This is a genomic window from Burkholderia sola (assembly GCF_905400185.1).
Taxonomy (GTDB): Bacteria; Pseudomonadota; Gammaproteobacteria; order Burkholderiales; family Burkholderiaceae; genus Burkholderia; species Burkholderia sola.
Window position 1 is genome coordinate 482,934 of record NZ_FR989676.1, and the last position, 24,599, is coordinate 507,532.

Here is a 24,599-nt window from a genome sequence, read left to right on the forward strand (position 1 = left end):
GCATGCACGCGGGTGCGACGCACGTTGACGGCCGCCGGCCCGCGCCGGCCCCGCCGCTCGACGAACCCGAGGAGTTCATACCATGTCGACCATCGTCGATCGGGCCATCTCGCCCGCCCGTTCCGCCAGCGCCGGTTACCGGACGCTCTGGCGCTGGCATTTCTATGCCGGCCTGTTCGTGATGCCGTTCCTCGTGATCCTCGCGATCACGGGCACGCTCTACTGCTTCCAGCCGCAGATCGAGCCGCTGCTGTATCCGCACCGGCTGGTCGTCGAACCGCGCACGACGCCGCGGCTCGATGCCGACACGCTGCTCGCTCGCGCCCGCACCGCGATGCCGGCCGGCGCGACGCCGGTTTCCGTGCAAGTCTCCGCCGCGCCGGACCGCAGCGCCGAGTACGTTTTCCGGCTGCGCGACGGCAGCCGCGAGAGCGTGTACGTGAACCCGTACGACGGCCGCGTGCTCGGCACGCTGAGCGTCGAGAACCGCTTCATGCAGGTCGACCGGATGCTGCATCGCAAGCTGCTGCTCGGCAAGACCGGCGAGTTGCTGATGGAACTCGCCGCCTGCTGGACCTTCGTGATGATCGGCACGGGCATCGCGCTGTGGTGGCCGCGCGGCGCGGCACGCGTCGGGCGCGCGCTGCAGCCCGACCTGTCGCTGCGCGGCCGGCCGCTGTGGAAGAGCCTTCACGCGACGGCCGGCATCTGGCTCGCGGCCGGCACGATCGCGTTCATCCTGTCCGGGCTGCCGTGGTCGGGCTCGTGGGGCAAGAACTTCAAGGCGCTCGCCGCGACCGTGAACCTCGGCTCGCCGGAAGGCGCGTGGGGCGGTGCGTCGGTGCGCTCGACGCGCCCGGGCGCCGCCGCGGTGGCCGACACTGCGCGTGCGCCGGCCGCCATCCCGTCCGGCCATCACCACGAATCGGACGAATCGATGCCCGGGATGGTGATGGACGACCTGCCGCTGCCGCAAACGCCGTGGGCGGTCGGCAACGTGCCCGTCCCGCATTCACCGTCCGCGCCGACGCCCGCGCCGCTGCCGCTAGGCCGCGCGATCGCGATCGTCGCCGGGCTCGGCGTGACGAGCGGCTACACGCTCGCGCTGCCGGCCGGCGCGGACGGCGTGTTCACCGCGTCGTACTTTCCGGCCGACCCGAAGGCGGAACGCACGATCTACGTCGACCAGTACAGCGGCGCCGTGCTGAAGGACATCCGCTATGACGACTACGGCGCGGTATCGCGCGCGGTGTCGTACGGCACGTCGCTGCACATGGGCCGTTATTTCGGGCTCGCGAACCAGATCCTCTGCGCGGTGCTGTCGCTCGGGCTGGCCGCGATGGCCGTCACGGGCACCGTGATGTGGTGGAAGCGCCGCCCGGCCCGGACGCTGGGCGCACCGTCGCGCGAACGCGGCGCGCCGCCGATGCGCGGCTGGATCGCCGGGCTCGTGCTGCTCGGCATCGTGTTCCCGTTGATGGGGCTGACGATCGTCGCGGTCTGGTTGCTCGACCGGCTGCTGTTCGGCCGCGCGGCACGCGCCGCGGCGTGACCGACGCAAGCGCTTCCCCCATTCGAAGGAAACCGAAGCAATGAAGTTCAGATTGATGCTGCCTGCTGCCGTGCTCGCGGCGCTGTCGCCGGTCGGGCACGCACACGCACAGGAAAACGGCGTCGACGGCAGCGGCGCCACGCTCGCACCGATTCGCGTCGACGCGCAGAAGGCGCCCGCGCTGATGCAACCGCTCGACACCGGCAGCCATCTCGGGCTGTCGTCGCTCGAAACGCCCGCGAGCGTCGAGCAGATCAGCCGCGCGACACTCGACACGCGCGGCGACCGTTCGATCATCGACGCCGTGAGCCGCGCCGCCGGCATCAGCGCGTCGCCGCATCCGGGCAACGGCAACTCGGAGCTCGCCGCGCGCGGCTTCGTCGGCGCGTCGTCGGTCACGCAGCTCTACGACGGCGTGCGCCCGTACGGCGCGATCGGCGTCACGTTCCCGTTCGACACGTGGTCGGTCGACCATATCGACGTGCTGCGCGGCCCCGCTTCGGTGATCTACGGCGAAGGCGCGATCGGCGGCGTGGTCAACATCGTCCCGAAGAAGCCGACACGCACGCCGATCCGCAACGAACTGCAGGTCGGCGGCGGCACCGAAGGCACCGCGCGGGCCGCGTTCGGCAGCGGCGGCGCGATCAACGACAGGCTGTCGTACCGCTTCGACATCAGCGGCAACCGATCGTCGAACTGGGTCGATCACGGCAATTCGCGCAACCTGTCGGTCTCCGGCGCGCTGCGCTACGACGTGACGCCCGACCTGTTCGTGACGGCGTCGTACGCGCAGGGCTTCATGCATCCGATGCAGTACTTCGGCGTGCCGCTCGTCAACGGTGCGCGCGATCGCGGGCTCGACAAGAAGAACTACAACGTCGGCGACGCCGACATCGCGTTCCGCGACAGTTGGGCGACCGTCTCGGCGAACTGGCAGCCGAGCGACAGCCTGAACGTGACGAGCACGCTCTACCGGATGAAGAGCAACCGTCACTGGAAGGATGCGGAGTACTACACGTACCTGCCATCGAGCGCGCAAGTCCGGCGCAGCAGCTATACCGAGATCTTTCACGACCAGGAGCAATACGGCAACATGACGACGGCCACCGTCGGCGGCGCGCTGTTCGGCATGCGCAACACGTTTTCGGCGGGCGTCGAGTTCAACCACACGACGTTCCAGCACGACAACAACTCGCCGTATGCGGGCACGTCGACGGTCGATCCGTTCGACTTCGATCCGGGCAGCTTCATCAATACGGCCGGCACGTTTCCGAAGTACCGCAGCCAGTCGAACCAGTACGCGCTGTTCGCGGAGAACCGGCTCGAGATCACGCCGCGCTGGTCGGTGATCGGCGGGCTGCGCTACGACCACGCGAGCGTGAACCGCGACGATCTCGTGAACGGCGGCGCGTTCACGAAGGTGTTCGCGAACACCGGCTGGCGCATCGGCACCGTGTACGACGTGCAGCCCGGCCTCGCCGTGTACGGCCAGTATTCGGTCGCGGCCGATCCGGTCAGCTCGCTGCTGTCGCTGAATGCGTCGAAGGCGAACTTCACGCTCGCGACCGGCCGGCAGATCGAGATCGGCGTGAAGCAGTCGTTCCTCGACGGCAAGGCGGAATGGACGCTCGCCGCGTACCGGATCGTGAAGCGCAACCTGCTGACGGCCGACCCGGTGAACCCGAACCAGTCGATCCAGGTCGGCCAGCAGTCGTCGCGCGGGCTCGAGGCGACGGTCGGCGCGGAGATCGCGAAGGACTGGCGCGTCGATGCGAACGTGTCGATCCTGCGCGCGAAATACGACGATTTCCAGCAGTCGTCCGGCGGCACGGCCGTGTCGCGCGCGGGCAACGTGCCGGTGTCGGTGCCGCAGCGGCTCGCGAACCTGTGGGTGAGCTGGCGCTTTGCGCCAGACTGGACGGGTATCGCAGGCGTGAAATACGTCGGCAAGCGGTTCGCCGATACCGCGAACCAGCTCGTGATGCCGTCGTACACGACCGTCGATCTCGGCCTCGCATGGACGCCGCGCAAGGACACGACGATCACCGCCCGCGCGTACAACGTGTTCAATCGCCGCTACGTGCAGTCCGCGTACTACAACGAAACGCAGTATCTGCTCGGCAACGACCGGCGGTTCGAGGTGCTGGCGAACTACCGGTTCTGATGCGGCGCGCCGGCGCGCAACGGGTGCGCGGCGGCGGGCCGGTCAGTGTCCGGTCGCGCCGCTGCCAGCCCGCCCGCGCCCGTCACGCACGCGGGCCCGCCATCCACTTCCGGTAGCGCCGCGTCTGGCATTGCGCGGCCAGTTGCTGCCGCACCAGCGCACGCAGCGGCGACACCTGCGGGTGCGTGCGGCGCCCTTCGCTCAATCGCGTGAGCTGGAACTTGACGACGGCCATGTTCGCCAGCGCGCCCAGCGCCTTGTTCTTCCAGCGGATCGGCTGCAGCACCGGCGCGCTGTCCTTGCCCGCGCGCCAGTCGCGCGGCAGGTTCGGGTCGATCGACAGCGCGGTCGCGATGCCGACCATCACGACGCCGCTGTTCACCACCTGCTCGGCCACCGCACGACGACGGATGCCACCCGTGACCATCAGCGGCATCCGCGCGACGGCCGTGATGTCGCGCGCGAATTCGAGGAAATACGCTTCGCGCGCGAGCGTGCGCCCGTCGCGCGCCTCGCCCTGCATCGCCGGCACTTCATAGCTTCCGCCCGACAGTTCGACGAGATCGACGCCGAGCGGATTCAGCAGTTCGACCACGCGCTTCGCGTCGTCCGCGCTGAAACCGCCGCGCTGGAAATCGGCCGAGTTCAGCTTCACCGCGACGACGAATGCCGGCGACACCGTCGCGCGCACCGCCTTCACGATATCGAGCAGCAGGCGCGCACGATTCTCGATGCTCCCGCCCCATTGATCCTGTCGGCGGTTCGTCAGCGGCGACAGGAACTGGCTCAGCAGATAGCCGTGCGCCGCGTGCACCTGCACGCCGGTGAAACCGCTTTGCTCCGCGAGCTGCGCGGCGCGCACGAAGCGCTGCTGCACGTCGGCGATATCGGCTGCCGTCATTTCCTTCGGCACCGGAAACTGCTTCGACAGCGCGCCGAGCGCGAGCGGCACGGCCGACGGCGCGAGCGTCGTCTGGCCGAGCGCCGCCTGCATCTGCCGCCCCGGGTGATTGATCTGCATCCATACGTGCGCGCCGCCCGAGCGCGCGATCTGCGCCCAGCGACGGAATCGGTCGAGATGCGCGTCGCTTTCGAGCACGACGCCGTTCGGTCCCGTCATCGCGCGGCCGTCCACCATCACGTTGCCGGTCAGGATCAGCCCGACCTGACCGTCGGCCCACGCCTGGTACAGGCGCAGCAACGCGTCGGACGGTGCGTGGTCCGCATCGGCCATGTTTTCTTCCATCGCGGCCTTGGCCAGACGGTTCGGAATCACCGCCCCGTTGGGCAGTGTGAGGGGCGCAAACAGATTCATGGCGGCAGATCCTCGATTGACGATGGCCCACGATAACCTTAAAGTCAACTTTAAGGTCAAGCCCTTTTGGAGCCCACCATGAAAATCGGCGAACTGGCGAAGGCGAGCGGCCTCGCGGCGTCGCGCATCCGCTTCTACGAGGCGAGCGGCCTGCTCGAGCCGGCCCGCCGGCAGGCGAACGGCTATCGCGAGTACGGTCCGGAAGCGTTGACGCGGCTCGCGATCATCGACCGCGCGCAGGGCGCGGGCTTCTCGCTCGACGAGATCCGTGCGGTGCTGCCGCCGGATCTCGGCGCATGGCCGCACGATCAACTGCTGGTCGCGCTGCGGCACAAGGTCGACGAAATCGCGCTGCTCGAACGGCGTCTCGCGCAGAACCGGCAGCATCTGGAAACGCTGATCGACGAGATCGAGAACAAGCCGGCCGGCGAGGATTGCGCGGGCGCCGCGCAGCGGATGCTCGACCGGCTGTGCGAGCAGGCTGCCGAGCCGCTGGAGCCCGTGCCCGTCGTGCGGCCGGCGCGCAAGCGGGCGTGATGGTTTGTACTGCGGGATTGCGCGCCGCGGCCTGAAGCACGATGTAACGCGGTTGTCGCGAGTTGCTTACGTCGCAGGTAATCGACGCGCGCCGCGCGCGCCGCGATCATGGCTCCATCGACTCTCGAACCGCATCCCGCCAAGGAGCCTGCCATGACCGCCTACGCCATCGCCCACCTGCATGACGTCGACATGTGCGACGACATCGTCGAGTACCTCGAACGGATCGACGGCACGCTCGCGCCGTACGACGGCCATTTCGTGATTCACGGCGCACGGCCCGAAGTGCGCGAAGGCGTGTGGCGCGGCGACCTGATCGCGATCGCGTTTCCCGATCTCGACACCGCGCGCGAATGGTACGAATCGGATGCGTACCGGCAGATCCAGCCGCTGCGCGCACGGCACGCGAGCGGCCCGTTGATCCTGATCGACGGCGTCGACGAGCGGCACAAGGCGACCGACATTCTGCGTTGAGGCTCGACGCCGACGATGCTTACGACGCCTTCCGCTCCATCGGCTCGCCGACGACGAACCCGCCGCCCTGGAACCGCTGCGCGGGATCGTCGTACTCGGCGGTCGGCGCCGTCACCGGAAACAGCCCGGCGAACTGCTCGGAACTGTCGCGCGGGCGGAAGCCGAGGAAGCCGACCTTCGTGTTGTCCCACCACTTCACCGGGTTGTCCGACGCGCCGTAGACGATCGCGTGCCCGACGCGGTTCGTCAGCAGCGAGCAGCGCACGAGTTCGATGAAGTCGCGATAGCTGAGAAACGTGACGAGCATGCGCGGGTTCTTCGGCACCTCGAACGACGACCCGATCCGCAGGCACACCGTCTCGATCCCGAAGCGGTCGAAATAGTAGCGCGACAGCGATTCGCCGAAGCACTTCGTCACGCCGTACAGGCTGTCGGGCCGCAGCGGCGCATCGGCGTCGAGCACGTCGGTGACCGGATGGAAACCGATCGCATGGTTCGAGCTCGCGAACACGACGCGCTTCACGCCGTGCTTGCGCGCGGCTTCGTACAGGTTGTACGTGCCGGTGATGTTCGCGCCGACCAGATCGTCGAACGGCGCATCGACCGAAATGCCACCGAGGTGGACGATCGCGTCCACGCCGTCGACGAGATCCATCACGGCCGGCCGGTCGGCCAGGTCGACCACGCGGAGCTCTTCATGCGCGGCCGCGTCACCGAGCGCCGCAATGTCGCTGACGCGCACGACGTCGGCCCAGTCGGCGAGCGCGCCGCGCAACTGGCGGCCGAGGTTGCCGGCCGCGCCCGTCAGCAACAGGCGGCCGAACGGTTTGCGCGCGGCGGGGGATGAGGCGTTCATCGAATCTCCTTGGATCTGGCTAAGACGGAAAACGTTTTCCAACTATACGCGGACGCGACGCCGAGCGTCAATGGTCGAAGCTGCTCGCAGCCATCCGCACTTTCCCGATATCGGCTGCGATCTGCGCGCCGGCTTTTTCTGCCACAATCGGGCGTTATCGAACGAAAACGTTACCCTTCGCATGAAAAAAGTTTCCTCGACGATCCGCGACGTGGCCGCGGAAGCCGGCGTGTCGGTCGCGACGGTATCGAAGTACGTGAACGGCACGCAGCGCTTCTCGCCGACCGTCGAGGCACGGCTGAAGGAGGCGATCGAGCGGCTCGGCTACCGGTCGAACCCGCTCGCGCGCTCGATGATCACCGGCCGCACCCGCACCATCGGCCTCGTGATCCTCGATATCAGCAACCCGCACTTCACGAACGTCGTGAAAGGCGCGAACCGCGTCGCGCTGCAGCACGACTACACGCTGCTGCTCGTCGATACCGAAGAGAGCCAGGCGCGCGAACGCTCGCTGATCGAGGCGCTCGCGCAGCGCGTCGACGGGCTGATCGTCAGCACGCGGATGCCCGACGACGAAGCCGGCTGGATGCTCGACCTCAACAAGCCGCTCGTGCTGCTGCGCCGCAGCCCCGGCCTGCCGATTCCGAGCGTCGGCATCGACAACCGGCTGTCGACCTACATGCTCGCGCGCCACCTGCTCAATCTCGGCCATACGCGCATCGCGTATCTCGGCTTCGGCACCGCGCGCGTGAACGACGAACGGATCCAGGGCGCGCGCGACTGCCTCGCCGAAGCGGGGCTCACGCTCGACGTGCACGACGCGCACGCGCCGACCGCCGAGGCCGGCGAGCGCGCGTGCTCCCGCGTGATGCTCGGGCCGCAGCGCCCGCAGGCCGTGATCTGCTACAACGACCTGATCGCGCTCGGCTTCATGAAGGAAGCCGCGTCGCTCGGCTTCCGGCTGCCGCAGGACGTGTCGGTGGCCGGCATCGACAACGTGCCGTACGGCGAATACGCGGCGCCCGCGCTGACGACCGTCGACATCCAGAGCGAGAACATGGGCGAGCTCGCGATGCAGAAGCTGATCGACGCGCTCGCCGGGCGCACCGACGCGAGCTATTCGACGTTCGAGCCGCGGTTGATCATGCGCGCGTCGACGGCCTCGGCCGGCTGACGCGATCGCGACGCGCGTCACGTCCCCGAACTGAAAACGCCGCCCCGAGGGCGGCGTTGTCGCTTGGCCGATACGCCATCACGCATCGAGTTTCGCGGGCTTCATCTTCGGCGTGAGCACGTGCATCACGGCCAGCGCGATCAGGTAGGCCGACGCGCCGATCGCGAACAGCACCCAGTAGTGGCCGGTGCGCTGCAGCACCTGGCCGATCACTTCCGAGAACAGCACGCCGCCGATCGAGCCGGCCATCCCGCCGATGCCGACCACCGACGCGACCGCACGGCGCGGGAACAGGTCGGACGCGGTCGTGAACAGGTTCGCCGACCAGCCCTGGTGCGCGGCCGCGGCGAGACCGACGATCAGCACCGCGATCCACAGGCTCTGCACCTGCGACACGAACGCGATCGGCAGCACGCAGCATGCGCAGATCAGCATCGCCGTCTTGCGCGCCCGGTTCACGCTCCAGCCCGCGCGCAGCAGCATCGACGACAGCCAGCCGCCGCCGATGCTGCCGACCGTCGTCAGCGCATAGATGCAGACGAGCGGCAAACCGATGTGCTGCATGTCCATCCCGCGCGACTCGTTCAGCCACTTCGGCAGCCAGAACAGGTAGAACCACCACACCGGATCGGTCAGGAACTTGCCGACCAGGAAGGCCCACGTCTCGCGCTTGCGGATCAGTTCGCCCCAGCGCGGCGCGCCGGCGTTCGCGTTCGCCGCGTCGAGCGCCTCGGCTTCGTCGCGCGGCTCGTCGTATTCCGCGGCGAGCGCGCGCGTGTCGGCCGTGCGATACATCACCAGCCACACCGCGAGCCACACGATGCCGATCGCGCCGATGATCACGAACGCCGCGCGCCAGCCGTAGGCCACCGCGATCGCCGGGATGATCGCCGGCGCGAACACCGCGCCGATGTTCGCGCCCGAGTTGAAGATGCCGGTCGCGAGCGCGCGTTCGCGGCGCGGAAACCATTCGGCCGTCGTCTTGATCGCGGCCGGGAAGTTGCCGCCCTCGCCGATCCCGAGCAGCGCGCGCACGGCCGCGAAGCCCGTCACCGAGCCGACCGCCGCGTGCAGCATCGCGGCGATGCTCCATACCAGCATCGCCACCGCGTACGACACGCGCGTGCCGAGCCAGTCGACGATGCGCCCGAAGCCGAGCAGACCCAGCGCATAGAACGCCGAAAACGCCATCACGATGCGGCCGTACTGCACCTGGCTCCAGCCGATGTCGTGCTGCAGCATCGGCGCGAGCAGGCCGAGGATCTGCCGATCCATGTAGTTGATGACGGTCGCGAAAAACAGCAGCGCACAAACGGTCCAGCGGTAGCGGCTGGCGGCCGCGCGCACCGCGCCGACGACGGCAGAAGGCATGAATGTCTCCGATGCGCGGTCGCGCCCGTCGCGCCGCACGAAGTTCGTTGACCGGCGACCGGCGCCGGGGCGAACGGCCCACGCGCTGACGCACGGGCCCTTTTCACCAACCAATCTGGAAAACGTTTTTCAAAAGGATAGGCCGCGTGCCGGTACCGTGTCAGTCGGGGATTTCGATGAGTCATCTCAAATTGGTCGCGGCAAAAGAGACGACTGTTTCGCAGAGTGGCATTAACCGTTTTTCCGCTGATTTTCCCGCCGCGGCGCGGCAGGCGCGGGGCGGCCGACATACATGTCCGATTCCAGCCAGAATCGACCGCGAGGATGGTTTACAGTCGTCGCATGCGCCTCGATCCCAACACCTGCTACGACGCCCTGCTTTCGCGGAACCGCCGCTTCGACGGCTGGTTCTTCGTCGGCGTGGCGACGACCGGCGTGTATTGCCGCCCCGTCTGCCCGGTGCGGCCGCCGAAGGCGCAAAACTGCAGCTACTACCCGACCGCCGCGGCCGCCGAGAAAGCCGGCTTCCGGCCCTGCATGCGCTGCCGACCCGAGCTCGCGCCCGGCCACGGGCTGCTCGACCTGTCCGGCAATCTCGCCGACGCGGCCGCGACACTGATCGACGACGGTTTCCTGAACGCGCATTCCGTCGATGCGCTTGCGCGGCGCGTCGGCGTGACTGAACGCCATCTGCGGCGGATCTTCGGCGCGCAGTTCGGCGTGTCGCCCGTCGAGTTCGCGCAGACGCAGCGGCTATTGATGGCCAAGCGGCTGCTGACCGATACCGCGCTGCCCGTGGCCGTCGTCGCGTCGACGGCCGGCTTCGGCAGCGTGCGGCGCTTCAACGACCTGTTCCGCCAGCGCTACGGCCTCAATCCGCTGCGGCTGCGCAAGGGGGCCGGTGCAGCGGCCGACGGCGACATGACCTTTCCGCTGCCGTACCGGCCGCCGTTCGCGTGGGCCGACCTGATGCGTTTTCTCGCGCAGCGGCAGATCGACGGCGTCGAGCGGATCGACGCGCAGCGTTATGCCCGCATCGTCGACCTGCCCGACCGGAACGACGGCCGCCGCGTGACCGGCTGGCTGTCCGTCGCGCACCTGCCGCAGCGCTTCGCGCTGGCCGTCACCGTGTCGCCCGCGCTGACGCCGGTCGTGCCGGCCGTGCTCGCACGCGTGCGCCGGCTGTTCGATCTCGACAGCCGCCCCGACGTGATCGATGCGCATCTCGGCGATCTCGCAAGCGGCTCGCCGGGCCTGCGCGTGCCCGGTGCGTTCGATGGTATCGAGATCGCGATCCGTGCGATCGTCGGCGAGCAGCTTGCGTCGGCGCAGGCGGATACGCCGTCGCTGGCCCGCCTCGCGGAACGCTTCGGCACGGCGGTCGACGGCGCGCCGCCGGGCCTCACGCATGCACTGCCTTGCGCCGCGACGCTGGCCGCGCTGCCGCCTTCGGCCCTCGAAACGATCGGCATCGAACACGACACGGCGCGCGCGATCGTGTCCGTCGCCCGCGCCGTCGACGACGGCACGCTCGCGCTCGAACCGATGGCGCCGCTCGACGCGACGCTCGCCGCGCTGCGCGCGCTGCCCGGCTTCGACGAACGCGCGGTGCAGTACGTCGCGATGCGCGCGATGGCCTGGCCGAACGCGTTCCCGGCCGACGACGCGTGGCTGCCCGCTCGCACCGAACTCGCGCGCGGGCCGTCCTCCGCACCGCACGCGGCGGCGCGCTGGGCGCCGTGGCGCGCGTATGCCGCCCTGCATGGGTGGCGCCTTCATGGAGATGTAGCGCGATGACTCCCGCTCACCTGATTCCGAGCCCGCTGGGCGACATCGCCGTGCGCATCGAGGACGATGCGCTGACCGGCCTGTACTTCGTCGGCCAGAAATACTTTCCGTCGGTGGCGATCGTGCGCGAAGCGGACGCGCTCGCCAGGTCGCCGGTCGCACGCCGGGTCGCGGAAGAAATCGCCGAGTACTTCACCGGCGCGCGCGACACGTTCTCGGTGCCGATCCACCTGCGCGGCACCGCGTTTCAACAACGCGTATGGAAGGAACTGCTTGCGATTCCGTTCGGCGAACTCGTGTCGTACGGCGACATCACCGAGCGCGTCGGATTGCCGATGAGCGGCGCGCGCGCGGTGGGCGGCGCGGTCGGCCGCAATCCGGTATCGATCATCGTGCCGTGCCATCGCGTGGTCGGCGCGTCAGGCAGCCTGACCGGTTATGCGGGCGGCATCGACCGCAAGCGTGCGCTGTTGTCGCTCGAAGGCGCGGGGTTTTCGCGCGATGCCCGGCACCCGGTGCAGCAAGCGCTCGCGTTCTGATCGACGGAACGCATCACACGCTCAACACCGGCCGACGCGCTTCACGCTTCGCATACGCGCCGGGCGTCACGCGGAATTTCGCCTGGAACAGCGCGATGAAGGACGACGTCGAGTCGTAACCCAGTTGCGCGGCCACCGTGCCGATCGGTGCCCCCGCATCGAGCAGCGGCAGCGACGCGAGCAGCCGCACGGCCTGCCGCCATTCGGTGAACGACAGCCCCGTGTCCTGCCGGAACAGCCGCGACAGCGTGCGCCGCGTCGCGCCGACCTGATGGCCCCATTCGTCGAGACTGCGCGTATCGCCCGGCGCCGCGTGCAACGCGCGCGCGATTTTCAGCAGGCGCGGATCGCGCGGGAGCGGCACCGTGAGCGGCGCCGGCTGCATGCGGGCGATCCGGTCCGCGATCAGGCACACGAGCGCACCGTCGGGCCCCGTCTCGTCGTAGTTCACCGGCAACTCGCCGGTCGCGAGCACCAGTTCGCGCAGCAGCGGCGTCATGCAGAGGATCGTGCAATCGTCGTTCACGTCGCCGCGCGCGATGGCTGCGTCGAGATACAGGCTGTGGAACGCGACGCAATCGCGCGTCGACACCGCGTGCGGCACGTGTGGCGGAATCCACATCGCATAGTGCGGCGGCAGCAGTTGCCGGCTCGACGGTGTCGTCACCTCGAGCACGCCGCTCGTCGCATACATCAGTTGCGCCCACGGATGACTGTGCGCGTCGACGCTCACGTTGCGAGGAATCCCGAACGCACGCACGTACAGCGGCCTCGGCAGGCGCGCCATCGGCGGCACTGCGTAAGGGTCGCCGGGTTGTCCCGCCAGCAACATAAGACGTCCTCCGAAGGTCATTGCACGAACGAGCGCGATGCTACCGTGGCGGCTCCTTTGTCACACGGCTTCCGCCCATGAGCGCTCATACCCGCATCACCCGCAACACCGTCACCGCGATCTGCTCGACCAAAGGCATCGGCAGCCTCGTGTCGCTGACCGCGTATTCCGCGCCGATGGCGAAACTCGTCGACGACGTGGCCGACGTGATCATCGTCGGCGACTCCGTCGGCATGGTCCTGTACGGGATGCCCGATACGCTGCGCGTCACGCTCGACATGATGATTGCACACGGGGCGGCCGTCGTGCGCGGCGCCGCGCACGCGTGCGTCGTCATCGACCTGCCGTTCTCCACGTTCCAGGAATCGCCCGCGCAAGCCTATCGCTCCGCCGCGCGGCTCCTCGCCGAAACCGGCGCGCAGGCCGTGAAGCTCGAAGGCGGCTGCGAGATGACCGACACGATCCGTTTCCTGACCGATCGCGGCATTCCGGTGATGGCGCATGTCGGCCTCATGCCGCAGCAGGCCAACGCGACGGGCGGCTTCCGCGCGCAGGGCATGGACCCGCGTTCGGCCGCGCAGGTGTTCGACGCCGCGTGCGCGGCCGAGCGGGCCGGCGCATTCAGTGTCGTCATCGAAGGCACCGCCGAAGCGCTCGCGCGCCACCTGACCGAAACGCTGACGATCCCGACGATCGGCATCGGTGCATCGCCCGCGTGCGACGGGCAGGTGCTCGTGACCGAGGACATGATCGGCGCGTTCGATGCGTACACGCCGCGCTTCGTGAAGCGCTACGCGGATGCGAACGCCGTGATGCGCGACGCGATCCGCCAGTACGCGCACGACGTGCGGCAGCGCGTGTTTCCCGAACCTGCGCATTGCTTCGGATACGGCAAGCCGCTGCAACTGCCGGGCGCGGCCCCGGCTGCGTGAAGCGGGACGAACGACGCGGTTACCGCACGCTAGGTGCGCTGGCGCATCGCGTGCGCGACCCGCGCGTTCGCTTCGAATTTCGCGCGATGCGTCGAGAAAAACGTTCGCACGTTGCGGACGTTCGACGCGCCGGTGAACAGCCGCCGCGCGAATTCGTCGTATTCGGCGACGTCGGCGAGATCGGCGATCACGACGAAATCGGGCCCCGGCGACACGCGATAGCACTGCGTGACGGCCGGCTCCGCGCACACGTACGCTTCGAACGCGTCGTAGTCTTCGGCCGTCTGCCGGTCGAGGCTGATCTCGATCAGTGCGGTGACGCCCGTGCCGATCGCGACCGGATCGAGCACCGCGACCTGCCGACGGATCACGCCAGCCTCCGTCAGCCGGCGCACGCGACGCATGCAGGTAGGTGGCGACGACAGCGCCCGCTCGGCGAGTTGCAGGTTCGATACCGACGCGTCGTCCTGCAGGATCGCGAGGATGCGCAGGTCGAGGTCGTCGAGGGTGATGCCGGCCATCGCGCACTCCTTCCGGTCAGAAAGTGAAATTTAATTTCAACATGATAGGCGATCATCCACCAATTTCATGTTTTGCAGTTTTTTGAAATTTAATTCCATTTCACTGGCTCTACCATCGCTCTCACTGATCCAGACAGGACATTTACGGAGCGCGATATGTGTGGAATCGTCGGGGCGGTTGCCCAGCGGGACATCCTGCCGAACCTGGTCGACGGCCTGAAACGGCTCGAATACCGCGGCTACGACTCGTGCGGCGTCGTGGTCTACCGCGACCGCGCGCTGGCGCGCGCCCGCAGCGTCGATCGTGTCGCCAACCTGCAGCGCGAGATCGCCGAGTTGGCGTTGTCCGGTTACACGGGAATCGCGCATACGCGCTGGGCCACCCATGGCGCGCCCGTCACGCTCAACGCGCATCCGCACTTCTCGCCGAGCGACGCGAATGCGCGCATCGCGCTGTCGCACAACGGGATCATCGAGAACTGCGATCAACTGCGCGCGGAACTGCAGGCGCACGGCTATGTATTCGCGAGTCAGACCGACAGCGAGGCAATCACGCACCTGATCGACCACCTGTACGACGGCGATCTGTTCGATGCGGTCCGGCGTGCGGTGGCGCGACTGCGCGGCAGCTATGCGATCGCGGTGATGTGCCGCGACGAGCCGCACCGGATTGTCGGCGCGCGCGACGGGATGCCGCTCGTCGTCGGGGTCGGCGAAGGCGAGAATTTTCTGGCGTCCGATGCGATTGCGCTGTCGGGCATCACCGATCGCATTGCCTATCTGGAGAACGGCGACGTCGCCGATATCCAGCTGCATCGCTACTGGATCGTCGATGCGAACGGCCAGCGCGTCGAGCGCGCGGTGCAACGCGTCGCCGCGCATAGCGGCGCGGCCGATCTCGGGTCGTATCGCTACTACATGCAGAAGGAGATCTTCGAACAGCCGCAGGCCGTGGCCGATACGCTGCTCGACGTTTCGTCGATCATGCCCGAGCTGTTCGGCGACGGCGCGTGGCGCGTGTTCAACGACGTCGATTCGGTGCTGCTGCTCGCGTGCGGCGGCAGCTATCACGCGGCGCTGACCGCGAAGTACTGGATCGAGAGCATCGCGAAGCTGCCGGCCAGCGTGGAGATCGCCAGCGAGTTTCGTTATCGCGACAGTGTGCCGAATCCGCGCACGCTGGTGGTTGCGGTGTCGCAGAGCGGTGAAACCGCTGATGTGCTTGGGGCCGTGCACGTCGCGAAACGCAGCGGGATGATGCACACGCTCGCGATCTGCAACGTCGCGACGAGTGCGCTGATGCGCGAATGTGCGCTGCAGTTCGTGACGCGTGCGGGGGTCGAGATCGGCGTGGCTTCGACGAAGGCGTTTACGACGCAGCTCGTTGCGCTGTTCCTGTTGACGCTGTCGCTGGCGCAGGTGCGCGGGCGGTTGAGTGACGATGAAGAAAAGGAACATTTGCGCGCGCTGCGGCATCTGCCCGATGCGATGTCGAAGGTGCTCGCGCTCGAACCGCAGATCATGGCGTGGTCGGAGTTGCTCGCGCGACGCGACAACATGCTGTTTCTCGGGCGCGGGATGCATTATCCGATCGCGCTGGAAGGCGCGCTGAAGATGAAGGAGATTTCCTATATTCATGCGGAGGCTTATCCGGCGGGGGAGCTCAAGCATGGGCCGCTGGCGCTCGTCAGCAATGAAATGCCGGTGATCGCGGTTGCGCCGAATGACATGCTGCTTGAAAAGCTCAGGTCGAACATGCATGAGGTCAGTGCGCGGAATGGGCGGCTGTTCGTGTTCGCGGATGTGGACTGTGGGTTGGTGCCGAGTGAAGGGATCGAGGTGATTCGGCTCAACGAGTACTACGGGCCGTTGTCGCCGATCCTGCATACGGTGCCGATGCAACTGCTCGCGTATCACGCTGCGCTGGCAAGGGGGACGGATATTGATAAGCCGAGGAATCTGGCTAAGTCGGTGACGGTGGAGTGAGGGGGGCTTCGCGCTCTTATTGTGTGCTCAGGTGCATTAATTTCGATTACAAAGCCTCGATTCAGTTTCGGCTAGTGTCAGATCAGGTCGGCGGAGCGTTACATCGCAGCAGAGCGCGCATCGCACGCGTTAGAGGGGAAATGGCCGGGAGTTGCCCGGCCAGACTGCGATGACTTTTTAACGTTGTGAAGATCAACCGACTCCCGTCGCATCACTCGGTGCAGAACGCACCATTTTCGAGGAATGGTCGGAGTACTTTTCGATCGACATACTGGACGGGTTGGATGCTCGTCGATTCTTCACTCAAGGCTCCCGCATCCGAAAGTTCGATGCGGCACTCGTTTCGGTATCCTTTTATCATGGCGGTATAGTGATGACCGCTCTCCGGCGTAAAGGTCAGAATGCGAGTGCATGCTTCCGAGAAGTAATCCCGAGCGCGCAAGAGTGAGATCGACAGTGGTTGTCCCGCGACAACTGTTCGAGTTACATCGCCATTGTTAGGTATCGCCGGTAGGCGATTTCGGTCCGTGCAATTGGATGCATTTCCGAATATGCTAGGCAAAACCAAAAAATAATCGTTTTTCGCGAAGGTTAGTAAGGCGGTATCGCCGCCTGTTGGCTCCGCATACTGTGGAGCGACGGCAATGGCGCATCCGGCAAGCGCCGAGGTCAGTGCCGATGCAATAAGTGGGTAGCGCGATTTCAATTTGTTATCCTGTTATCCATATGCCTTGCCTCGATGGCATATCGTTAACGACAATAAAGATCGAAACTTGAGGGCCGTGTCGGAAATAGAGGCAGACTGCCGTCACCACCGATTGAGTGACGCCCCAATCCCCACCAGAAAAGGAACGAGGCTCGGGAATCGGCTGCGATCGCTTTGATTGTGAGGTAGCGTTCGACTTTATCGATCGAATGGTCGATTGCAAAGCGGAACTGGAAACTGAATGACCGAACTACGCGGTGGTGAATGGCTCTTTGTGGCCGAACTGAGTCAGACGATCTGACGCTATCTGTTTGCTCTAGTCCAGCCATAGACAAATTACGGACCGACAACACCTGTTGCCGCGATTTCGCCTAACGCATTCTTTTGGTCAGCGTACCATCGTACGAGACATTCTCTGTCATGGCATTTCCTCTCCCGATAGTTCCATTGCCCGCGCGTTCTTTCGCGAAAAGCAGCTTGGTCCGTTACAGCAGCTTTGGCTTTCGTGTAGATGTCAGCCAACTCGACATCAGCAGCAGCCAGCGCAGCGTCATTGCAAATCAGATGCTCGGCGTCCGAACGAGACTTCGAGCAGTCGAAGCTTGTCGGATAGGTCGCGGACAGAGCTGCGGTCGTTTGAGCGCCTTGCCCCGACCCCGAGCTTGCCGAAAACGGGTATTCATCAATCTGCTGTTGCTTCCAACCGGCCAACGGCGTCCCCTCGATAGACACATTCGCGGCTCCGTACGTCGTGAAAACGGGAGTATTGTCCGACGTTTCCATCATCATAAGCACGCCTTTACCGGTGCTCTCGTTGATGGCAAACACGGCTTTCTCAGAGCTGCACTGATGAGCTTTGCACCCCTCTCCAACGAGGAACCCGTCTTTCAGTTCAATTCCAGATTGACTTCCCACCATAAGACGGTCTGATATTTTTTTCCAGCTTGCACGAGATACGCTTCCGAACGCAGCCTTGAAGCGGTGATCGTTCACAACTTCATACGACGGCTTTCCGATCATCCAGGCGAATTTGCTAGCTGCCGGACTTCCGCTGGCCATCGACGCTTGAGAAACGGCGCCGTCGCTAGTAGCTTGAGCCGAAGATGCCGTGGTGTTCGTCCCAGCTGCCTCCGGCTTCAACAGGTGCATTGCCAAAGCGGCGATCATAGCGACAAGTACAGTGATACCGAATCCAATGACTTTCGGCTTTACGGTATCGCGAGTTGACCGCAGCGCCGGGCGCGGAGTGATTTCAGCTACCAATAGCGATTCGAAGTGTTGGTCTCGTTCTTCGATAAGCGCCAGGGCAGCATCCCGCTCTCGAAAGTAACTCAAGGCCTTGCCACTACCATAGAGAAGCGCAATTGCGATAACAACAAAGCCTGCAACGATGTTCACGACTGGGATGAGGAAAGCGCCGAACAGACCGGCAATGAGCGATCCGGTCAACGACGGCGTTGCCGGATAGCTTCGCACTGCCGCCAGCAACGCAGATGCAGCGTCACTTAGATCTTTCAGGTTCCCGTGATGCTCGGCGCATTTCTTTTCAATCTCGTACACCGCACGCATCGCCTTCTCTTTCTCTGCAAGCGAGATTGAGCCGATGTCAACTGCAAGTCGGATTGCGTTCGTCGTTGTCTCGAACTCGGGGGAAATTGATTCGAGGAAGCCCTGGTGGTCTTCCAGAGTCACCGCCTCGCTCAAGTCTTCAGTGTCGACGTACACGCCGTGCGAGAAGAAGTAATCGACCAAGGCAGTAGTCGTGCGTGTTTTGACCATCACGACGAAGTCCCGCGTCGCTTGCTCCCGCTTTGATAGGCGTTCAAAGCCATTGGTGCCAAAATTTCGGCTTCCAGCAACAACAGAACTGACCGGTTTCGACGTTCGCTTGGCGCTCTTCAGCGAATGCGTATGGCGAATCCCCGTACCAGGGATGCTTGTAGTGATACGGCCCCGTGTGTTGTAAGTGAAGCCTTTTCCGCCGATTGATGTGCTGACGCCGCTCTTGCTGAAATTAATGCGGATGCCCGGTGCGACCTTGATGCTTTTTCGAAAGCCCCAGCCCATTTTTCTTCTGCTCCACGAGCTCCAGCGGTGCCACGCTAAGTCGCATCAGCACTGTGGAATTTGGTCATAGTTTGTATTCTGTTTGGTCGATAGTACAAGATAAATCCGTCGCTCGGCTATAAGACTCCGACGCATGTCCGGCCGCCGCCGAACCACCCCGAACGAAATGATGCTCGACCCTGGTCCGGAGCACACCATCCAGCGCAGCCAGCCGCTCTCGCAGCCGAACCGCTTGCCCTTCCGTCATTTCACCGAGCACGATTTTTTGTTCGAGAACGTCGCCAGAGCGGGTGATGGCCCACCGATCGACGGTCGCCGTTTCACCTTCGAGCACAGCAGCCGCGGTCGAGACAATACCCGGATTCCGTCTCGAAACGAGATGAACCGTGTGCGTCAACGTAAAACCGGGAAGAAAATGCGACCAGTCTTCACAGACGGTCGGGCGGGAAGCGGAGGAAACTTGGCTCATGGTTGCTCCGGATGAATGGTTATCGAACCGGTGCCAGCCATGCTGCTCCCGTTTCGTTGCCGTCGATCGGCCGCATCGCCTCAAGGGCGTCCACCTTGCCCGGGAGGGCAGGTTGGCGTCGGAAAACCCGACTCTGGATGCTTGAATTTTCACGTTCGACATTCCGAACGTTGATTCATTATATCGAAAATCCGGCCGCTGACAAGCTGTCCGGTGAAAGCCACATTTCAGTGGGAAGGCTCCACCGATCCGGCCCTCATACGAGAGGGGGAGTCCGGCGACGTCCAAGTCCGAGGACAATCAGTAGAGGCCGCCGGACCGGGATGAGCGATAAGGGAATACGCCGGATGACCCGGCGTGAAGCGACGCTGCCCAAACGCATCCCCCTCCCGCCCTCACGCGATGTACTTGTTCTTGATCCGAATATCGCGCCCCTGAAAGGGCCCCGTATCGTGATCGTGCACATGCACGATCACTTGCGTCGGATCGAACAGCCTCGATACCTCACGAAAATCCTGGTTCACGCGCTTCATACCCTCGAACATCTCGGCATGCAGTACTGCGTCGTCAAGCGGCATCGGCGCACTGGTCGACGCACGCTCGATATGAATGTGCAGGAAGCTCGTCAGGTTCGCATCCTCGGTGGTGGCGAGCTGGAACGTGCTGATTGCATCGTGCAGCGTCGGGGAAGCGGACAGAACCTGCTCGATATCGGACGGGAAAACCTTCGCACCGTAGAACGGTACGCTCGAATCGTTGCGGCCGTAGACAAACAGGAACGGGAAGTGGCTGGTCCGCGATGCGAAGTCCGTCAGGCGTATGCCATGTGCCGACAGGCGCCTGTTCAGTTCGCGGAATCGATACGTCCCGCCCGAATCGCGAATGTTGTAGCGGATCTTCGGCGCCGCACCGGACTGACGGCCGATGGTCACCAGCAGTTCACCGTCGGTATTCGTTTCGATCACGTAGTCGAGCGCGTTGTACTGGAAGAGCATCGGCGGCGTATCGCGACCGAACAGTTCACGACACAATTCGGGGCGGCTCAGCAACGTGCGCCGCAAACCGATCGTCGTCGGAGTCTCGACGCCGATGTTGATCTCGAGATCCGACGCGCCATACGACGAAATGACCGTGCTCGCCTTGCGCAGCAAATGATCGCGCAACGCTTCCGACAAGCCCTCGCCGCCGACGATGAAATCGATGTGATAAGGCGACAGGTCGAGATCGCATTCGTCGACTACCGAGCGGATAAACGGCGGATAGCCGAATATCAGGTACTGATATTTCGGCCCGAACAGCTTCAGCGTGTTGATCAGCTTGGCCTTGTCCGGTCCGATGGACTTCATGATCCCGACGTCGACGAGCGACATCGACACGTTCATGCCCGTTGCCCACGGCCCGAGCGCAAAACAGTTCAGCAGCATCTTGCCGGAATCGCGAAACACCAACTGATAGTTCAGTTGCAGGATGCGCTTGACGTCGCTGCGTTCGGCCGCGCTGCGCACCCAGTTGTTCGGCTGGCCGGTGGACCCCGACGATTCGTCGATGACGACGCCCGACTTCGGAATGGCCCCGCCATAGCAGCGCTGTTCGATCGAGTAGCGCTTGATGTAGTTCTCCTTGGTCATCGCGGGCAGGTCCGATAGCCGCCATCTTCCGCCAGCCTTGTAACCCTCGGCCTTCAGGAACTCGACGTAGGCCGGGCACGTCGTGCTCGCTTTGAGGAAGGCTACGCGAGCGCGCAAGCGGCCAACATAGGCCAGATAAGGTTGAAACACCGGTGCGTTGAGGAACACGTAAAGACGTCCATCGACACTGATCACCCGGCGAAGAAACCACAGCGTCCAAAGAATGGTTTCGAGAAACAGACGGTGGAGCGTATTCATGCAGATCTCGGAGAATGGGACGAAACCGTCGCGTCGACAAGGATGTCGGCGAGCGCCCTGCGCTGGCTTTGCGGCGGTGTACGCGAGTAGCCGACCTTGAAGACGAGCCATGCCCCGTCGACACCGGTGTGCGCACTGAACCATGCGGCGGCGCCGGGGTTCGTGACCAGGTTGCCGTACGGATGCAGGTACAGCCCGAGGCTCGTCAGGGCAAGCCAGAAGCGCAGCAGGAAACGGCCCGACTCGATCGCATTCTCCGGGTTGAAGAAATCGCCGCTCAGCACGCCGATCGCGGGTACGTGGCCCAGTTGCGCGCGATACCGGTGCCTGAAGTAAAAACGCGTCGGCTTGAACGTCAGGATTTTCGACAGATGCGCGGAAAGCCAGAACTCCGCGCGCGACAGGTTCATGCAGCGCCAGTCGAGACCGTCGCGATGCAGCGCCGTCGAGCGTTCGGTGAAGCGAAACCACCCGGTGATTTCATCGTGGTAATCCGCGACGTTCATGTCGTGGAACACGGCATCGATGTTCGCGGCGATGATCGGCTCGACCCGTTCGGCCCCCGATACATGGGTATAGCGATGCCCCCATTCGTCGGCCAGCGCTGCCAGTTGCGTGACGGCCGCGTCCGGTACCGGTGTCGGGTCCATCGAAATGCGCGACGTGCGGCGCGCCATCATCAGCGCCGACAGGTCCTCGCTCGGCGCCCCGGGGTTGGCGACGAGCCGCAACGCAGCGAACGGAATCAATTCCGGCAGGGTCGGCTGGGACATGACGGCCGCCAGTTCCCGTACCGGGCGATGCAACTGCCATTCGACACGCAAACCGTGTGGTGCCGCGAGCAGATCGATCGCTTCGATGAACATGCCCATCGCGGACAACAGGAATGACCCGGTCGTGTCTTCCTTCGGTAACGTACGCGTGCCATCGACGAACAGTTCGGCGCATTCGTCCGAAATCAGTTGCACGCGCCATGGTTGAACGTTGTGCGGCGACGGTGCATGCCGGGCAACGGACAGAATCGCGTGCCAGACAGAAAAGGCTTCAGTGGAAATCCCCGGCATCTCTCGTGGCTTCCTTGTTGTTGTTCGGCAAATTGCCGCTGCGGCGCGAGAATCCGGTCCCTCTCAAGACCGGGCGAAGTTGTGCGCATCTTACACGAGGGCCGGAATCAGTTCACGTGCGCCTGCGGCCGACCTTGACGCTGCCGGCCATCCCGACGATAGGCGGCCGGTGCCTTTCCTAGCAGTCGATGAAAATCGCGAATGAGATGCGCCTGATCGAAATACCCGCACGCATGCGCCCCTGTCGCGCTTGCGCTGCCAGCCAAGACAACCGCCCCGACTAAAACCAAACACTAAACCGCGTCCCCGTCATCAGCACATCGACCGTCAACTTCCATTGATGAGCCTCCGCAATCTCCCTGCAGATTGCCAGCCCGAGCCCCGCACCGTCATATCGCGAATCCGGCGCCCGCCAGTATCGGTCGAAAAGCAGCGGCAGATGTTCCCGCCGAATACCCGGCCCCTCATCTTCAATATGAATCGCCGTCTCGAGAACGGTCAGCACGACGACACCGCCCGACGGCGACGCATTGATCGCATTCTCGATAAGGTTCTTGAGCAGGACGAAAAGCGCCCCGCCGTCCGCGCGTATCGGCGCCGCGGAATCGCGCGCTTCGATATGAAGCGTCACCTGCTTCGCATCGGCCTTGCCGGCCAGCAGGCTCACGACGTCCCGCGCGACGTCGACGCCGCTCACATCACCGAAACTGAAGTTCTGCGCTTCGCTGACTTCAGCCAGATGCAGGAGTTGCTTGACCTGCCGGGCCATCAAATCGATCTCGCGAAGCAAAAGCGCCTTATGGCTGATGTCGGGCTGCAGCTCGATCTGCCCTCTGACCAGCGTGAGCGGCGTCTGCAACTCGTGCGCGGCGTCGGCCAGAAACTGCTGCTGCACCGCGAAGCCATTCTCGAGCCGGGTCAGCGCGTCGTTGAACGCATCGATCAGCGGCTTGATCTCGCTGGGAATCCCGGCCGACGACAGCCGCGTCTTCAGGTTGCGCGGCTCGATTTCCCGCGCGGCACGCGATACCTCCCGCAACGGCTTCAGCACGTGACCGATCGTCAACGGCAGCGTCAGTCCGAAAATGACGGTCGCGATGACGAGCACATACGCGACGGTCCTCGGTATCGGATCGATCCGCGTCCTGACGAGCGCATCGACGAGTTGCCTGCTGTGCGCCACCTGCACGTAATAGACGACGCTCCCGTTCAACGCGCGCTGCGTCGCGACCGCGTACGCCTTGCCGTCGATCGTGGCGGGCAGCACCTTGCCTGCCACCGTCGCGAGGTTCTCCGTCAGCCACGGTCGATCGTCGCTCGAAGGCACCGACGCCAGCAACACCTTCCCCGTCGCATCGAGCACGCGATACTTCACGTCGGCCGGCAAGAGCCGGAACATCACCGCCGGATGCTCGCCCAATCGCACGGATGCCGGGCGCCCGGCCGCATCGAAATGCATTCCGTCCACGATATGACGGATGCTCTCCATCTGCTGGCGCCTTCCCAAGAACTCCGGATATCGATCCAGAAAATAGATGGAAAGCACGGACAGCAGCGCCAGGCTGATGGCGAACGCGGCGACGTTGGTCACCCACAGACGCGTCGACAGGCGCAGGATCCAATGACGGAACATGGCGTTTTTTTACCAGGGAGCAGCAACGGGTGACACGCGGCGAAGCATCGTCACGCGTCCCGCAGCGCGAAGCCGGCGCCGCGGATATTGGTGAGCCGCGTCGTTGTGCCGATCGCCGTCAGTTTCTTGCGCAAGCGGTGCACGGTCACCTCGAGCGCGTTCGGCGTGACCGCCTCCGCGAGCCCCCACGCGGCATGCTCGAGTACCGCATGCCGGACGGTCCGGCCCGCGGCTTCGATCAGGCAGAGCATGACCTGCAGCTCGGCCGGCGCCAGCAGCACCGTCCGGTCGCCGCAGCGCATCGCGCGCTGCGGCGGGTCCACGGTCACATCCGCGAACGATGCGACGAGGGTCGTGAGCAGCGCCGGACGCCGCATCAGCGTGCGTACGCGGGCGACGAGTTCGGTCATTTCGAACGGCTTGGTCACATAGTCGTCGGCGCCGCTTTCGAGTCCGTCGATGCGGTCATGCAACGCGTCGCGTGCCGTCAGCATCAGGCAAGGCATCATGCGGCCCGCCGCGCGCAGCGTCCGCAGGAACGTCAGGCCGTCTCCGTCGGGCAATCCGCGGTCGACGATCAGCAGCGCGTAATCGGCCCGGTCGATACCGTAAGCGGCTTCCCGGGTATTGCCGAACCGGTCGGATTCGATGCCCGCCGCGGCCAAGGCCTGAGACAACAGGCCGGCCAGGCGTTCGTGATCCTCGACTATCGCCACTCTTGGCATGCTCGCAC

General features: G+C 64.9%; 20 protein-coding genes and 1 riboswitch. Of the genes, 9 read left to right on the forward strand and 11 right to left on the reverse strand.

Features of this window, described 5'->3' with window-relative positions; all coding sequences use genetic code 11:
• Positions 1-82 precede the first annotated feature (82 nt).
• A complete protein-coding gene (locus tag KR541_RS18670) occupies positions 83-1,552 on the forward strand; it encodes a PepSY-associated TM helix domain-containing protein (RefSeq protein ID WP_216089711.1) in 1,470 nt (489 codons plus the stop codon).
• Positions 1,553-1,592: 40 nt separating this feature from the next.
• Positions 1,593-3,716 carry a TonB-dependent receptor gene (locus KR541_RS18675; RefSeq protein WP_216089712.1) on the forward strand — a complete coding sequence of 708 codons (2,124 nt, stop codon included), beginning with the start codon at positions 1,593-1,595 and terminating at the stop codon, positions 3,714-3,716.
• Between the two features lie 82 nt (positions 3,717-3,798).
• Here KR541_RS18675 and KR541_RS18680 read toward each other — a convergent pair whose 3' ends face one another.
• On the reverse strand, positions 3,799-5,031 hold the full coding sequence (locus tag KR541_RS18680) for an NADH:flavin oxidoreductase/NADH oxidase family protein (protein ID WP_216089713.1): 1,233 nt from the start codon (positions 5,029-5,031) through the stop codon (positions 3,799-3,801).
• 78 nt (positions 5,032-5,109) lie between these two features.
• Between KR541_RS18680 and KR541_RS18685 the strand changes: the two genes are divergently transcribed.
• Positions 5,110-5,568 (forward strand): MerR family transcriptional regulator, encoded by a 459-nt coding sequence (locus KR541_RS18685; protein ID WP_050018097.1) that lies wholly within the window; start codon positions 5,110-5,112, stop codon positions 5,566-5,568.
• A gap of 153 nt (positions 5,569-5,721) precedes the next feature.
• Complete coding sequence (locus tag KR541_RS18690; protein WP_050018096.1) at positions 5,722-6,042, forward strand: DUF1330 domain-containing protein; 321 nt, start codon at positions 5,722-5,724, stop codon at positions 6,040-6,042.
• Positions 6,043-6,061: 19 nt separating this feature from the next.
• Here the strand turns inward: KR541_RS18690 and KR541_RS18695 are convergent, their stop codons facing one another.
• Positions 6,062-6,898, reverse strand: a complete 837-nt coding sequence (locus tag KR541_RS18695; protein WP_050018095.1) for an NAD-dependent epimerase/dehydratase family protein — start codon at positions 6,896-6,898, stop codon at positions 6,062-6,064.
• Positions 6,899-6,968: 70 nt separating this feature from the next.
• On the opposite strand from KR541_RS18695, the gene KR541_RS18700 reads away from it, so the two are divergent.
• Positions 6,969-8,072, forward strand: a complete 1,104-nt coding sequence (locus KR541_RS18700; RefSeq protein WP_050018094.1) for a LacI family DNA-binding transcriptional regulator — start codon at positions 6,969-6,971, stop codon at positions 8,070-8,072.
• A 78-nt stretch (positions 8,073-8,150) separates the two neighbouring features.
• Here the strand turns inward: KR541_RS18700 and KR541_RS18705 are convergent, their stop codons facing one another.
• Positions 8,151-9,443, reverse strand: coding sequence for an MFS transporter (locus tag KR541_RS18705; protein WP_050018104.1), 1,293 nt, complete (start codon positions 9,441-9,443; stop codon positions 8,151-8,153).
• A gap of 324 nt (positions 9,444-9,767) precedes the next feature.
• Here KR541_RS18705 and KR541_RS18710 point away from each other — a divergent pair, with 324 nt between their 5' ends.
• Positions 9,768-11,240, forward strand: coding sequence for a bifunctional transcriptional activator/DNA repair enzyme AdaA (locus tag KR541_RS18710; protein WP_216089714.1), 1,473 nt, complete (start codon positions 9,768-9,770; stop codon positions 11,238-11,240).
• Positions 11,237-11,770 carry a methylated-DNA--[protein]-cysteine S-methyltransferase gene (locus KR541_RS18715; protein ID WP_089488993.1) on the forward strand — a complete coding sequence of 178 codons (534 nt, stop codon included), beginning with the start codon at positions 11,237-11,239 and terminating at the stop codon, positions 11,768-11,770. Before KR541_RS18710 ends, KR541_RS18715 begins: the two co-directional genes overlap by 4 nt.
• Positions 11,771-11,783: 13 nt before the next feature.
• On the opposite strand, the gene KR541_RS18720 is transcribed toward KR541_RS18715, so the two are convergent.
• The gene (locus tag KR541_RS18720; RefSeq protein ID WP_089488992.1) at positions 11,784-12,602 is read right to left on the reverse strand and encodes an AraC family transcriptional regulator; all 819 of its coding nucleotides are present in this window, start codon (positions 12,600-12,602) and stop codon (positions 11,784-11,786) included.
• A 77-nt stretch (positions 12,603-12,679) separates the two neighbouring features.
• Between KR541_RS18720 and panB the strand changes: the two genes are divergently transcribed.
• The gene (gene panB / locus KR541_RS18725; RefSeq protein WP_124630889.1) at positions 12,680-13,534 is read left to right on the forward strand and encodes a 3-methyl-2-oxobutanoate hydroxymethyltransferase; all 855 of its coding nucleotides are present in this window, start codon (positions 12,680-12,682) and stop codon (positions 13,532-13,534) included.
• 29 nt (positions 13,535-13,563) lie between these two features.
• Here the strand turns inward: panB and KR541_RS18730 are convergent, their stop codons facing one another.
• Positions 13,564-14,055 (reverse strand): Lrp/AsnC family transcriptional regulator, encoded by a 492-nt coding sequence (locus tag KR541_RS18730; protein ID WP_050018089.1) that lies wholly within the window; start codon positions 14,053-14,055, stop codon positions 13,564-13,566.
• 156 nt (positions 14,056-14,211) lie between these two features.
• Here KR541_RS18730 and glmS point away from each other — a divergent pair, with 156 nt between their 5' ends.
• Positions 14,212-16,041, forward strand: coding sequence for a glutamine--fructose-6-phosphate transaminase (isomerizing) (gene glmS, locus KR541_RS18735; RefSeq protein ID WP_089488989.1), 1,830 nt, complete (start codon positions 14,212-14,214; stop codon positions 16,039-16,041).
• Positions 16,042-16,252: 211 nt separating this feature from the next.
• Here glmS and KR541_RS18740 read toward each other — a convergent pair whose 3' ends face one another.
• The 6 genes from KR541_RS18740 to KR541_RS18770 all read right to left on the reverse strand — a co-directional run bounded on the left by KR541_RS18740 (position 16,253) and on the right by KR541_RS18770 (position 24,591).
• The gene (locus KR541_RS18740) at positions 16,253-16,747 is read right to left on the reverse strand and encodes a hypothetical protein (protein ID WP_124630891.1); all 495 of its coding nucleotides are present in this window, start codon (positions 16,745-16,747) and stop codon (positions 16,253-16,255) included.
• Between the two features lie 336 nt (positions 16,748-17,083).
• Entirely contained in the window at positions 17,084-18,814 is a 1,731-nt protein-coding gene (locus KR541_RS18745; protein ID WP_124630892.1) for a DUF4236 domain-containing protein, read from the reverse strand.
• Between the two features lie 64 nt (positions 18,815-18,878).
• Entirely contained in the window at positions 18,879-19,283 is a 405-nt protein-coding gene (locus KR541_RS18750; RefSeq protein ID WP_216089715.1) for a hypothetical protein, read from the reverse strand.
• Between the two features lie 42 nt (positions 19,284-19,325).
• Positions 19,326-19,429, reverse strand: a riboswitch (SAM-I-IV-variant riboswitch).
• 249 nt (positions 19,430-19,678) lie between these two features.
• Positions 19,679-21,313, reverse strand: a complete 1,635-nt coding sequence (locus KR541_RS36730) for a phenylacetate--CoA ligase family protein (protein WP_252996668.1) — start codon at positions 21,311-21,313, stop codon at positions 19,679-19,681.
• 1,200 nt (positions 21,314-22,513) lie between these two features.
• Entirely contained in the window at positions 22,514-23,866 is a 1,353-nt protein-coding gene (locus tag KR541_RS18765; RefSeq protein WP_050018087.1) for a sensor histidine kinase, read from the reverse strand.
• A 50-nt stretch (positions 23,867-23,916) separates the two neighbouring features.
• On the reverse strand, positions 23,917-24,591 hold the full coding sequence (locus KR541_RS18770; protein ID WP_050018086.1) for a response regulator transcription factor: 675 nt from the start codon (positions 24,589-24,591) through the stop codon (positions 23,917-23,919).
• Positions 24,592-24,599: the final 8 nt, after the last annotated feature.

Excerpts from the sequence above, each read along its gene's own strand:
- KR541_RS18705 (WP_050018104.1), bottom strand. The coding sequence starts at position 9,443 with ATGCCTTCTGCCGTCGTCGGCGCGGTGCGCGCGGCCGCCAGCCGCTAC.
- KR541_RS18730 (WP_050018089.1), bottom strand. The coding sequence starts at position 14,055 with ATGGCCGGCATCACCCTCGACGACCTCGACCTGCGCATCCTCGCGATC.
- KR541_RS18715 (WP_089488993.1), top strand. The coding sequence starts at position 11,237 with ATGACTCCCGCTCACCTGATTCCGAGCCCGCTGGGCGACATCGCCGTG.
- KR541_RS18685 (WP_050018097.1), top strand. The coding sequence starts at position 5,110 with ATGAAAATCGGCGAACTGGCGAAGGCGAGCGGCCTCGCGGCGTCGCGC.
- KR541_RS18750 (WP_216089715.1), bottom strand. The coding sequence starts at position 19,283 with ATGAGCCAAGTTTCCTCCGCTTCCCGCCCGACCGTCTGTGAAGACTGG.
- KR541_RS18710 (WP_216089714.1), top strand. The coding sequence starts at position 9,768 with ATGGTTTACAGTCGTCGCATGCGCCTCGATCCCAACACCTGCTACGAC.
- glmS (WP_089488989.1), top strand. The coding sequence starts at position 14,212 with ATGTGTGGAATCGTCGGGGCGGTTGCCCAGCGGGACATCCTGCCGAAC.
- KR541_RS18770 (WP_050018086.1), bottom strand. The coding sequence starts at position 24,591 with ATGCCAAGAGTGGCGATAGTCGAGGATCACGAACGCCTGGCCGGCCTG.
- panB (WP_124630889.1), top strand. The coding sequence starts at position 12,680 with ATGAGCGCTCATACCCGCATCACCCGCAACACCGTCACCGCGATCTGC.
- KR541_RS18680 (WP_216089713.1), bottom strand. The coding sequence starts at position 5,031 with ATGAATCTGTTTGCGCCCCTCACACTGCCCAACGGGGCGGTGATTCCG.
- KR541_RS36730 (WP_252996668.1), bottom strand. The coding sequence starts at position 21,313 with ATGGTTCAGTGCGCACACCGGTGTCGACGGGGCATGGCTCGTCTTCAA.
- KR541_RS18675 (WP_216089712.1), top strand. The coding sequence starts at position 1,593 with ATGAAGTTCAGATTGATGCTGCCTGCTGCCGTGCTCGCGGCGCTGTCG.
- KR541_RS18690 (WP_050018096.1), top strand. The coding sequence starts at position 5,722 with ATGACCGCCTACGCCATCGCCCACCTGCATGACGTCGACATGTGCGAC.
- KR541_RS18695 (WP_050018095.1), bottom strand. The coding sequence starts at position 6,898 with ATGAACGCCTCATCCCCCGCCGCGCGCAAACCGTTCGGCCGCCTGTTG.
- KR541_RS18670 (WP_216089711.1), top strand. The coding sequence starts at position 83 with ATGTCGACCATCGTCGATCGGGCCATCTCGCCCGCCCGTTCCGCCAGC.
- KR541_RS18700 (WP_050018094.1), top strand. The coding sequence starts at position 6,969 with ATGGTCGAAGCTGCTCGCAGCCATCCGCACTTTCCCGATATCGGCTGC.
- KR541_RS18745 (WP_124630892.1), bottom strand. The coding sequence starts at position 18,814 with ATGGGCTGGGGCTTTCGAAAAAGCATCAAGGTCGCACCGGGCATCCGC.
- KR541_RS18765 (WP_050018087.1), bottom strand. The coding sequence starts at position 23,866 with ATGTTCCGTCATTGGATCCTGCGCCTGTCGACGCGTCTGTGGGTGACC.
- KR541_RS18720 (WP_089488992.1), bottom strand. The coding sequence starts at position 12,602 with ATGTTGCTGGCGGGACAACCCGGCGACCCTTACGCAGTGCCGCCGATG.